Here is a 12,165-nt window from a genome sequence, read left to right on the forward strand (position 1 = left end):
ATGTTCAAAAAGCTATTTCTTTTGTTACTGCCAGTATTTGTTGGCCTAACTGCTTGGTCGCAACAACCTTTAGCCAAAGTAGTTGGTGTAGTTGTTAACGATAAAAACGAACCTCTACCAAAAGTGACGGTAAGTTTAGTAGGCTTAGCGGCCACTACTACTACAGATAATGAAGGAAAATACAGTATCCAATCTAGGTTGTCAAACTTTAGCTTGCGTTTTAAGCTTGTAGGTTACAAAACAGAAACGGTTGCACTAACCGTTGCTAAAGGTGCTGAACTGGTTAAAAACATCGTTTTGCGACCAGATGTAAAAGAACTAAAGGCAGTAAAGGTGACCAATAAAGCCAATCAGCTTAATAATGCACAGGAGGTTGATGTAATGACGATGAGTAACCTGCCTACCGTGTCCATGAATTTTGAATCGATACTTAAAACTTTGCCCGGCGTGTCAACTAATAATGAGTTAAGTTCTCAATATAGCGTTCGTGGAGGCAATTTTGATGAGAATCTTATTTACGTAAATGACGTTGAAATTAACAGGCCCATTTTAATCAGAAATGGTCAACAGGAAGGTTTAAGTTTTATCAATCCTGATTTTGTAACTAGAGCACGTTTTTCTGCGGGTGGCTTTAATGCTCGTTATAATGATAAGTTGTCCTCTATGTTGGATGTGAGATACGATAAGCCAGACAGCAATCAATATGTTTTAACAGCGGGCTTAATGGGTTTGTCGGCAACTGCTAAGAAGACTTTCAAAAATAGTCACTTGTTGTTTGGTTTCAGACGTAAAGATAATCGTAATATTTTAGGCACTCAAGATGTAAGAGGCAGCTACAGACCAAATTTTAACGATTTGCAGGCGCTTTACCAATATAATTTCAGTAAAAAATTTAGTATCAATACACTGCTTAACTTCAATTCGGGTAGCTTCAAATTAATCCCAGAAAGTAGAGAAACTCAATTTGGAACGATTAACACACCAATAAGGCTAAAGGTAGATTACGAAGGGCAAGAGGTCGACGATTATCATACTTATGGAGGTGCCGTAACAGGAATATTTAATCCGAAGAGCAATATTGCTATCAAATGGATCAATAGTTATTTCGAAATTGTGGAAAGAGAACGTTTCGATATTGATGGAAATTATGTTTTTGAAGGCATAGATAACGATTTTGCCGATGGTCAGTTTGGGCCAGTGCGTAAAAATAGGGGGTTGGGAAGTTACTACAGCTATGCTCGAAATAGCTTAAATTCTACCTTTGCCAGCAGCGAAATTAAGGTTGAGCAAAGTGCAGGGAAACATAGTTTAACCTATGGCGCAAGGTTTGAACAGGCCAAGTATATCGATAAAATTAACGAATATAATTATATTGATTCTGCTGGATATATTTTGCCAGCTAACACCAATTCTTTCACTTTTGAAAATGCGATTTTCTCCAATAACCAACTGAAAGTAAATACCATTTCTGCTTATTTGCAAGATAGTTATGCCATTTCTAGCAAAGCTGATTTTCAGTTCGGAGCAAGGATAAATTATAACGATTTAAGCCAGGAATTGTTGGTAAGCCCACGTTTGCTATTCATCTACCGTCCAAAAGATTACAAGCTTTGGCACTTTACTGCCGGCATTTATCAGCAGCCACCAAGTTATCGCAGCCTTAGGGGGGTGGATGGTTCCTTGTTCTTAAACCAAAAAAGCCAGCGTTCTTACAATGTTTCTGCTGGGTATGATTTTGCCTTTACTGGTTTGGGTACAAGGCTTAAATTTACATCTGAGGTGTATTATAAATATGCCGACCGGATGATCCCCTATACTGTAGATAATGTACGTATTAAATATTTAGCGGATCAAACGGCAAAAGGTCGCACTTATGGTGCTGATTTTTCTGTGAGTGGCGAATTGGTTAAGGACTTGATGTCGCTCTTTAGGGTGTCGGTTTTAAGCGCTGATCAAGATATCATTGGAGACAGCTACGTGAAGAAAGACGCTAATGGACAAAACCAAACAATTTATCCGGGCTATTTAAAAAGACCAACAGACCAACGGGTTAATTTTTCGATGTTTTTTCAGGATAGATTATTCAAAAGTCCTACCTACAAAGTGCATTTGAATTTACTTTATGGTGCAAAACTGCCGGTAGGTTCGCCGTTCGTAAGTACTTATACCGATAATTTTAGTATCCCTGCGTACAGAAGGGTGGATATTGGCTTTTCTAACGACTTTTTGGATGAACAAGCTAAAAGGAAACCACAATTTTTAAGTAGGTATTTTACATCTGTTATTGCGTATGCAGAAGTGTTTAACTTGTTGAATATCAATAACACGGTGTCTTATTTATGGTTAAAAGATGTGAACAATATCAGCTACGGTATACCTAATTACTTAACTGGTCGTCAGGTTAATTTCAAGCTTATTTTTAAACTAAAAACTAAATAGTCGATGTTAATTTTACATCGTAATTGGTTAAAATACTAGCACTTCATTTTTAATTTTTCTCAAACGATTGTCATGTTGGTTATTTGGTTGATAAAAAAACTAAATAATTAATGTCAAAGTGTTAATTTTACGGCAATCAAAAAAAATAAAAATGAGACATAATTTTGGAGCTGGTCCTTGTATTTTACCGCAAGAAGTTTTTAAGCAAGCTTCTGCTGCAGTACTTGATTTTAAAGACGGTTTATCAATTCTAGAAATTTCGCATCGTTCACCTGAATTTGATGGTGTAGTTGAAGAAACAGTGAGATTGGTAAAGGAACTTTTAAATGTACCTTCCGGATATTCCGTACTGTTATTGCAAGGAGGAGCAAGCCTACAATTTTCAATGGTTCCTATGAATTTATTGCCTGATGGCGGAACCGCTGCTTACCTAGATTCAGGGGTATGGGCAAGCAAAGCTATTAAAGAAGTGAAATTCTTTGGTAAAGCTAACATTGTAGCATCTTCAAAAGACTCCAATTATTCCTTCATTCCAAAAGGTTTCGAAGTTCCTGCAGACAGTGCTTATTTCCACTATACTTCAAACAATACGATTTACGGTACCGAGCTTTTTGAACTTCCAGAAGTTAACGTGCCAGTAGTTTGCGATATGTCATCTGACATTATGAGTAGGGTAATTGATGTATCTAAATATGATTTGATTTACGCTGGAGCACAAAAAAATATTGGTCCAGCAGGTTTAACCGTGGTAATCATCAAGGATGAAATTTTAGGTAAAACTGGTCGTGCTATCCCATCTATGTTAGATTACAAATCGCACATTGATGGTGGTTCAATGTACAATACGCCGCCAGTATTTTCTATCTATACGGCAATGCTTAACCTTCGTTGGTTAAAATCAAAAGGTGGTGTAGCAGAAATGGAGAAAGAAAACATTGCCAAAGCGAAGGCGCTTTACGCTGAAATTGACAGAAATACCTTGTTCAAAGGAACCTGTGCCGTGGAAGACCGCTCACGTATGAACGTTTGTTTTGTAATGGAAGATCCAGAAATGGAAAAACCATTCGCAAAATTTGCTGACGAAAATGGCTTTGAAGGTTTAAAAGGCCATAGAAGTGTAGGTGGTTTTAGGGCATCAATGTACAATGCCTTGCCTATTACTAGCGTACATGCGCTAATTGAATTAATGCAAAGTTTTGAAGAAAAATATAAAAAATAATGGCTAGAATACTTGCCAATGATGGCATAGATCCAATAGGAAAAAAATTATTAGAAGATGCTGGACACACTGTTGAGACGCAAACAGTGCCTCAGGACCAGTTAGTGGAAGCACTTCAAAATTATGATGGCTTAACCGTAAGGAGTGCTACTAAAGTTAGAAAGGATTTGATTGATGCCTGTCCTAATTTGAAATTGATTGGTAGAGGTGGTGTTGGGATGGATAATATCGATGTAGATTACGCTAGGTCGAGAGGTATTGCGGTGGTAAACACACCTGCTGCCTCGTCTTTGTCTGTTGCTGAATTGGTGTTTGCTCATTTGTTCACTGGTGTACGTTTCCTACAGGATGCTAATCGCAAAATGCCAGTGGAAGGCAATACTAAATTCAATGATCTAAAAAAGGCTTATGCTAAAGGTATCGAACTACGTGGTAAAACTATCGGTATCATCGGTTTCGGACGTATTGGTAGAGAAACAGCTGCAGTAGCTTTAGGTTTAGGTATGAATGTTTTAGCTTACGATTTATATCCTTTCAGCGGAAACATTACTTTAAACTTAACATTAGGCATAAAAGTAGATATCCCGGTAAGCACCGTGTCGTTGGAAGAAGTGATTGCTAATAGCGATTTCATTTCATTACATACGCCTTTCGCTGATAAACCAATTTTGGGAGCGGAGGAGTTTGCAGCAATGAAAAAAGGAGTGGGCATTGTGAACTGTTCACGTGGTGGCACAATTGACGAGGCCGCTTTAATTGAAGCGTTGGATGCTGGTAAGGTTGCTTTTGCAGGTTTAGATGTTTTTGATAACGAACCTACACCGTCTGCAGCTATTTTAGCTCATTCTAAAATTTCTTTAACGCCGCACATTGGCGCTTCAACTAATGAGGCTCAAGAGCGCATTGGTACCGAACTTGCAAACTTAATTATTGACCATTTTAAAGGTTAACAATTAACTGCTTTATCATAGGAAGCTCGTGATTTGATTAATCACGAGCTTTTGTTTTTTTAAGTATTTTTATTACTCGCTCCCCGTCATTGCGAGGCGCCTGCATTCGGACTAGATTTTCCGTCATTGCGAGGCACGAAGCAATCCCTTGAATACGGAAGTGAATCATTAATAAGATTGCTTCTCCGAACTATCGGAGCAGGCGTTACTTGTCAATTATGCGTTGAATGAAGACGGTTCAACTGGGATGTTAACGGTTAGTTTATAAAGCGCTCTTCCGTCGTTGCGAGGCACGAAGCAATCCCTTGAATACGGAAGTGAATCATCATTAATAAGATTGCTTCTCCGAACTATCAGAGCAGGTAAACTCACAAAGACGTGTTCAGTGAAGATGCTACAATTGCGGCTTTAAAGCGTCAAACTTGAATTTATTCAGGGTAAGCTAGCAGAAAACAACTAAAACTCACTTCATCGAGTTAGTAAGCGCCCAATATCTAAAACCTAAAATTGCCTTTTGTAAGGTGCTAAGCTTCATGGGATCTTTTTTGTAAAGAGAAGGTAGCAGCAAATTATTTAACTTAACAAGCGTCTTAAAAAATGTCTTTCTCATACTATAAAACTTTTATCCCGGCATGCGGCTTTTGCGCCTTTATGATTTTGTTTTTTCGATAAATAAGAAAAATACAAACCGCTAAAGCAATAACAAATAGCAACAACAATAGTTGAAGCCTGTCTTTACTTTTATCTATTTTTTGATTATAAGCCAACAGTTCTTCGTTCTTCACCTGTAAATCTCTAATGGTTTTCTTGTAGCTATCTATCCTCAGCTGGTTATGATCTACATTAGATTTTACTTCCTGAAATTGAAGGTCTTTATAGTCTAACAACACTTTTAGTTCAGTGAAGATATTATTGTCGTTAATGGCAATTTGTCGTAAAATTTCGTTGGAGTTCTTGATGTCTCTTTTTGTCTGAAATCCAAATATTCCAGTTCTTGCATTTAAACTTTCTTCGTATTGTCCAAACTTGGCGCTACGTTCAGCTAAAAGAGCGTTGATTTTATTTCTTTGAAGTTCATAAGCGGAGCTGTCTTGCGCAAAAGTTGCGTTGGTTAAGCTTGCTATCGAGAGTAAAAATATAATGGCTTTTCTTATCATCGTAATTATGTTTGATAAGAATATAGCAAAATTTATGCCTTTGAAGGCGCCCACAGATGCAAGGATAAGCTTATTGATTAAAAAAGAGCAATGATGCTTTCTTGCCGAGGCAATCTTTGCAGCTGAAGCTAAATGTTATGGATGGAATTCGACCCTAACAATATCATTCAGGTGTAGTCCTAATAGGCCGCTTGCCTTTCCTTTATTAATGGCAATTTCAAGGTGATTGCTGATGCCGAACAAACAAAGTTTTTCCCCCTCTGGTACCTCGTTATAATGCCAGCTAAGCTGAGTAATGGTTTCGCTTTTTCTGAAGTACAACGTGAAATCTCTATTTCGCTGAATTTTAGTAAACAAGTCTTTCGTGATATTGGTAATCACATTACTGAAAGTATCAATAAAAATAACACTACCTCGGATGATATCTCTTTCAATCACCGGATGCAATAACATTCGCTGCTCGATATCGTCTGCAGCAATACCAATTTCCTTCAGTTTTCCTCCTTTAGCTAAGTGTACAGCGGCTTTAACCAAAATATCAACCAATGGGAAATGTAGAAACTTCAAATCCTGCATGATGTTCAATTCTACGAGTTCATCAGGCATATCGTCAAAAAGCAAAGAAAAAATGCCGTTATCTGCTCCCACAAAATAATGATCCCTATAACGTAAGGCCATGTATTTGGTGTTTTCATTGAATACAGAATCTATTCCGATAAGGTGTACCGTGTTCTTGGGAAAGTAAGTATAAGCGTTTTTAAGTACAAAGGCAGCATAAGAAATATTGAAGGCTGGAACTTCATGGGTAACATCAACAATATTAACGTTGGGCATTAGGCTCAGGATACTGCCTTTTAAAGCAGCCTGATAGAAATCCTTCGAGCCCAAATCTGTCGTTAATGTGATGATTGCCATTAAAAATTCAATATTTATGCTTATTCTTGCGTATAGGCAAATTGCCTACAAATATTCAAATTTAAATCGAATTACACAGGGCATAGGTTAAAAAAACAATATTTTGAACGAAATAAAACTAATATTAGAAACAAGCGATCAAATTCAATTTTGGGGCGCTAATAACGAGCATTACGAGTTGATCAAAGCTGCTTTTCCTAAGCTTAAAATTGTGGCAAGAGGCAACGAGGTGAAGGCTTTAGGCGATGAGGCTGAACTGAAGAATTTTGAAAATAAGATTAACAGTTTAGTAGCTCATTTAGATAAATTTGGTACACTTACAAGCAATGATGTAGATACAATTTTAGGTGCTAAAAAAAATGTTTCGAATGCCCCTACGGAGGAAAGCTCAACAGCTACGCCTATAAGTAGTGGGGAGGTGATTGTATATGGCAACCATGGTTTAATGGTGAAAGCTCGTACAGCCAACCAACGTAAAATGGTTGATAGCATCAATAAAAATGATGTGCTTTTTGCTATCGGTCCGGCAGGTACGGGAAAAACCTATACTGCGGTAGCCTTAGCGGTAAGAGCATTGAAAAATAAGGAAATCAAACGCATTATTTTGACCAGGCCAGCGGTAGAAGCGGGAGAGAGTTTGGGATTTTTGCCGGGAGATTTGAAAGAGAAAGTTGATCCTTATTTGCGTCCGTTGTATGATGCTTTGGATGATATGATCCCGCCAGAAAAACTAAAAGTGTATTTAGAAAACAGAACCATTGAAGTGGCACCTTTAGCGTTTATGCGTGGCCGTACCTTGGATAATTGCTTTGTAATTTTGGATGAGGCACAAAACTCTACCGATTTGCAGTTGAAAATGTTCTTAACGCGTATGGGACCTACCGCCAAATTTATTGTTACGGGTGATGTTACGCAGATAGATTTACCGAAAAAGGCACAATCGGGTTTACAAAACGCACTACGTATTTTAGGTGACATTAAAGGTATTGATATCATTTACTTGAGTGGAGAGGACGTGGTACGCCACAAATTGGTGAAACAGATATTGAAAGCCTACGGGGATATTCAGTAAGGGGTTAGGAGGTAGTGGTAAGGTATCAGTTCAAGATATCCTAAAATTTAAAGCCCGAAGATAGTTCTAAACCGTCTTCGGACTTTTTGTTTTTAGTCTAAAAACTTCCAACATCTAACGTCTCACATCCGACTTTTTTCCTATTTTTATACCCTCATGAAAGCAGTAAAAGAAACCAAATTCACTTTTCCAAAACAAAGCAGTTTTTACAAAGGCAAGGTACGCGACGTATATACTATTGATAATCAGTTAATGGCAATGGTAGTTACCGATAGGATTTCTGCGTTTGACGTTGTTTTGCCGGAAGCAATTCCTTACAAAGGGCAGGTGTTGAACCAAATTGCAGCCAAATTTTTATCGGCCACTAAAGATATTGTGCCTAATTGGGTACTAGCAACGCCTGATGAAATGGTAACTATTGGCCGTATTTGTGAGCCTTTTAAAGTTGAAATGGTAATTAGGGGATATTTGGCTGGGCATTCAGCTCGCGAATATGCTTTGGGCAAACGTCAGGTTTGCGGTGTAAGCTTGCCGGAAGGACTTAAAGAGAACGACAAGTTGCCTCAACCAATCATTACTCCAACTACCAAGGCGGCCGTTGGTCATGATGAAGATATTTCAAGAGAAGATATTTTAGCTAAAGGGATCGTATCTTTAAATGATTACGAAAAACTGGAGGCATACACCTATGCTTTGTATCAAAGAGGGGTAGAGATGGCTGCAGAAAGAGGCTTGATTTTAGTAGATACGAAGTACGAGTTTGGTAAAGTAGGTGATGAAATTTATTTGATCGACGAAATTCATACGCCAGATTCTTCGCGTTATTTTTACGCTGAAGGTTATGAAGAAAGACAAGCAGCTAACGAACCCCAAAAGCAACTTTCTAAAGAGTTTGTGCGTAAATGGCTGATTGAGAATGGTTTTCAAGGGAAAGATGGGCAGGTGGTTCCTACAATGACAGAGGAGATTGTGACTTCCATTTCTGATCGTTACATTGAGCTTTATGAGCAAATTACCGGAGAGCAGTTTGTGAAAAATCCATCAGAAAATATTTTAAATAGAATAGAAGCAAATACAAAGACAGCTGTTGAACAGTTACTTCAGTAGGCAGTTAACAGTTTTCAGTTAGCAGTTTTCAGTTAACAGTTTTCAGTTAACCAGTTTCAACAATTTAACCAGTTAACCGAATAACCAACTAAACAATTAACCAAAATAAAAAATATGAAATTTAGTGTAGATAAGCATGAGAAATATGTAGTGTTGAAATTAGAGGAGCCGAAATTCACTAATGATAATACACCAGCATTAAAGTCGGAATTCGTATTGCTAAATACCGAAGGATACCGAAATATTGTTTTAGATTTATCAGCAGTTAAAGAATGTAATGATGCTCAAGATTTGAGTTCGTTGCTAGCTGGAGACAGGCTTTGTAAAGCTGCGGGTGGTATTTTTGTAGTATGTTGTGTAAACAAAAATATCGCATCAATTATTCAAATGTCAAACCTTCATCAATCTGTTACGTTTGTTAATAAGTTGGACGAAGCTACAGATTTGATTTTCATGGAGGAAATTGAAAAGGAGCTTCGCGGCAGCGTAGACAAAGGTTAATTTATTGATGAAATTTGAAGTAACGATCTTAGGTAGCACATCTGCTACGCCGGTTTATAACAGAAATCCGACGGCTCAATTGCTTAATTGTAATGAGCGCTTCTACTTAATTGATTGCGGTGAAGGTACCCAACAACAGCTGATAAAATTTGGATTTAAAGCCGCTAAAATCGACTATATTTTTATTAGTCACTTACACGGCGACCATTTTTTTGGCTTAATTGGATTGCTGTCCAGCTTGCACCTAAATGGTAGGGTTAAGCCTTTGCATCTTTTCGCACCTGCGGAATTGAAAGAAATTTTAGACCTCCAGTTTAAACATACGGATACGCAGCTGAGATATCCAATTAATTTTTATCCCTTACAAGCCGAAAAGCCTGAAGTCATCTTTAAAAACAATGATGTGGTGGTAGAGACGATTGTTCTAAACCATCGTATCCCCTGTACAGGGTTTAAGTTTACTGAGAAAAAACGGCTAAGGAAAGTAATTGCAGAAAAATTGGAGAAGGAGCAGGTTCCTATCAGTTACTATCCAATGCTCAAACGCAGTTTAGATGTTGATTTGCCAGATGGCAGAACAATCAAATACGAAGATTATACGGTAGATTCTGCAGTTCCAAAGGTATATTGCTACTGCTCGGATACAAAGTACGATGAGCGCTATTTTCCTCAAATCAGCGGGGCAGATACACTTTATCATGAAGCTACTTTTTTACATGAAATGTTGGAGCGGGCTTTAGAAACCTGTCATACCACCGCGAAACAAGCCGCCGAAGTAGCCAATAAAGTTGGTGCTAAACGGTTGTTAATTGGCCACTTCTCATCTCGTTACAAAGTGTTGGATGACTTATTAAATGAAGCTAAGCTGGATTTTGAAAACACACAATTAGCGATAGAAGGAAAAACATTTGAGATATAAAAAAAAAATCTTCCAATATTGGAAGATTTTTTTTGTCTAAGACTTAATGTTATTTCTCTAAATTATTTGTCTTTCTTATTACCGCCACCAAATACGGAGAAGTGTACATAGCGTTTCGGATTTGCTTTCAAGTCAATCATTAAAGCATCCAGATTTTTTGAAGCACTATTAAGGTTGTCGTACATTTGTCTGTCGTTAAGCAAGGCTCCTAAAGTACCTTTTCCATTTTTAACATCGGTAATCATGCCCTGCAAGTCGGCTACAGCTTTGTTGGCGTTATTTACCGTTTGTTCAAAGTTAATTGCCGCTACTTTATCAGTTACCGTATTTAAGTTGCGCATTACGGCATCAATTTTAGCACCATTGTTTTTGAAATTGGCGGTAATCGCTTCTACGTTTGATAATATTGCAGATAGCTTTGAGCTTTCTGAACCTACCAAAGCATCTACTTTTTTAGAAGTAGCTTCTAATGAGGTTAATGTTCCAGCAATGCTGGTAAAACTGCGGTCAATATTTTTCTGCAAATTAGGATTCAAAATGGTATTCACACTGGTTAAAATAGAATCCATTTTGGTAATGATCAGCTCTGCTTTTTTCTGTACTGGCTGGAAAGTTTCTATCAAGCCTTTTTCTACGTTAGTTTGTAAAAAATCGCCGTCTTCAGCAATGTTTTTATCGTTACCTAGGGTCAATACAATGGCTTTACTGCCTAAAAGGTCGGTACCTTCCAAACGGGCAATTGTATTTTTAGGAATTTCGTATTTACCGTTGATTTTCAAAGTTGCTTGGATGGTAGCATCCGGTTGCAAGTCTAGGGCGGCAACCCTACCAATTTGATATCCGTTAATTAATACAGGTTTAGAAACCGTTAATCCATCAACTTGGGTATATTTAGCGTAAAGTATCGTCTCGTTAGAGAAAATACTATTGCCCTTTAAAAAGTTATAACCAATGATAAGTAAAGCAATAGCAAAGGCTGCTAATATACCAACTTTAGTTTCGTTTTTTATTTTCATTTGTGTAGTAGCGATTGTTTTAGTGGTGTTGAAGTATGTAAGCTAATTTCAGCAAAAAACTTCAATTTATGGTTTATTTTAATTTTCAACTTCCTTTTTATATTGTTTAACTGCATTCACAATCGCAGTAATTATTTCTTCTTGTCCTTCATCAGAATTAATATACTTTTCTTCATCAGCATTAGAGATAAAACCAATTTCAGTTAGTACCGAAGGCATAGCTGCACGCTGTAATATCAATAATCCTTGCTCTTTAACACCTCTGTTCACTCTTTTGTTTACTTCCGTGTAATTTTTTTGTATGTGTCTTGCTAAGGATAAGCTTTTAGAGCGATATAATGATTTGTAAAGCGATAATAAAATCATCTCTTCTGGGTCGGTTGGATCGAATGTATCCTTCTTTTTATAATTTTTATCCTTGATGATTTCCTCGTTTTCTTTCAATCCAGCATCCATCTCATTGATCCGTCGGTAAGCGCCTACGAAAGTTTCGGTGCCGCGTACATGGCTATTGCCTGCGGGCATCGAATTACAGTGGATAGAAATAAATAAATCGGCTTTTGCATCATTTGCAATTTCAGCTCGTTTATACCAATCTACATCAACATCCGTTTTACGTGTTTGGATAATTTTTATGCTTGGAAGTTCTTCTTGCAATTTAGCGCCTAATTTCAATGCAACTTTGAGCGCTACATCTTTTTCCCATGAAAAGTTACCTTTTGCGCCGGGTTTTACGCCACCGTGTCCAGCATCAATTACAATGGTTTTAATTTTATAGCCCTGTGCATTTACGCTGCTGTAACTAACTAATACGATGAAAAAAACGAAGTAACGGAATATATTTTTTAGCTGCATTTAATTGAAATTTGT

At 37.5% G+C, this 12,165-nt stretch carries 11 protein-coding genes; 7 read left to right on the forward strand and 4 right to left on the reverse strand.

Annotated features, from left to right (window positions below):
* The 3 genes from DUT68_RS14100 to DUT68_RS14110 all read left to right on the forward strand — a co-directional run bounded on the left by DUT68_RS14100 (position 1) and on the right by DUT68_RS14110 (position 4,608).
* Entirely contained in the window at positions 1–2,439 is a 2,439-nt protein-coding gene (locus tag DUT68_RS14100) for a TonB-dependent receptor (protein ID WP_113638857.1), read from the forward strand.
* A 151-nt stretch (positions 2,440–2,590) separates the two neighbouring features.
* Positions 2,591–3,658 carry a 3-phosphoserine/phosphohydroxythreonine transaminase gene (gene serC, locus DUT68_RS14105; RefSeq protein ID WP_113638858.1) on the forward strand — a complete coding sequence of 356 codons (1,068 nt, stop codon included), beginning with the start codon at positions 2,591–2,593 and terminating at the stop codon, positions 3,656–3,658.
* Positions 3,658–4,608, forward strand: a complete 951-nt coding sequence (locus tag DUT68_RS14110; RefSeq protein ID WP_113638859.1) for a D-2-hydroxyacid dehydrogenase — start codon at positions 3,658–3,660, stop codon at positions 4,606–4,608. The genes serC and DUT68_RS14110 overlap by 1 nt, the downstream gene beginning before the upstream one ends.
* 611 nt (positions 4,609–5,219) lie before the next feature.
* Here the strand turns inward: DUT68_RS14110 and DUT68_RS14115 are convergent.
* Together DUT68_RS14115 and DUT68_RS14120 are read right to left on the reverse strand one after the other, a co-directional pair.
* Entirely contained in the window at positions 5,220–5,765 is a 546-nt protein-coding gene (locus DUT68_RS14115; protein ID WP_113638860.1) for a hypothetical protein, read from the reverse strand.
* Between the two features lie 135 nt (positions 5,766–5,900).
* Entirely contained in the window at positions 5,901–6,680 is a 780-nt protein-coding gene (locus DUT68_RS14120) for an SAM hydrolase/SAM-dependent halogenase family protein (RefSeq protein ID WP_113638861.1), read from the reverse strand.
* Positions 6,681–6,783: 103 nt separating this feature from the next.
* On the opposite strand from DUT68_RS14120, the gene DUT68_RS14125 reads away from it, so the two are divergent.
* The 4 genes from DUT68_RS14125 to DUT68_RS14140 all read left to right on the forward strand — a co-directional run bounded on the left by DUT68_RS14125 (position 6,784) and on the right by DUT68_RS14140 (position 10,279).
* Entirely contained in the window at positions 6,784–7,752 is a 969-nt protein-coding gene (locus tag DUT68_RS14125; protein ID WP_113638862.1) for a PhoH family protein, read from the forward strand.
* Positions 7,753–7,908: 156 nt separating this feature from the next.
* On the forward strand, positions 7,909–8,859 hold the full coding sequence (locus DUT68_RS14130; RefSeq protein WP_113638863.1) for a phosphoribosylaminoimidazolesuccinocarboxamide synthase: 951 nt from the start codon (positions 7,909–7,911) through the stop codon (positions 8,857–8,859).
* 114 nt (positions 8,860–8,973) lie between these two features.
* Positions 8,974–9,360: an STAS domain-containing protein gene (locus DUT68_RS14135; RefSeq protein ID WP_113638864.1), complete on the forward strand. Its 387-nt coding sequence runs from the start codon at positions 8,974–8,976 to the stop codon at positions 9,358–9,360.
* A gap of 7 nt (positions 9,361–9,367) precedes the next feature.
* Positions 9,368–10,279, forward strand: coding sequence for a ribonuclease Z (locus tag DUT68_RS14140; RefSeq protein WP_113638865.1), 912 nt, complete (start codon positions 9,368–9,370; stop codon positions 10,277–10,279).
* A 62-nt stretch (positions 10,280–10,341) separates the two neighbouring features.
* On the opposite strand, the gene DUT68_RS14145 is transcribed toward DUT68_RS14140, so the two are convergent.
* Both DUT68_RS14145 and DUT68_RS14150 read right to left on the reverse strand, forming a co-directional pair.
* On the reverse strand, positions 10,342–11,295 hold the full coding sequence (locus tag DUT68_RS14145; RefSeq protein ID WP_113638866.1) for an MlaD family protein: 954 nt from the start codon (positions 11,293–11,295) through the stop codon (positions 10,342–10,344).
* A gap of 78 nt (positions 11,296–11,373) precedes the next feature.
* Entirely contained in the window at positions 11,374–12,150 is a 777-nt protein-coding gene (locus DUT68_RS14150; RefSeq protein ID WP_113638867.1) for an N-acetylmuramoyl-L-alanine amidase family protein, read from the reverse strand.
* Positions 12,151–12,165 lie beyond the last annotated feature (15 nt).

Origin of the sequence: Pedobacter zeaxanthinifaciens (assembly GCF_003313335.1) — a bacterium.
Lineage (GTDB): Bacteria > Bacteroidota > Bacteroidia > Sphingobacteriales > Sphingobacteriaceae > Pedobacter > Pedobacter zeaxanthinifaciens.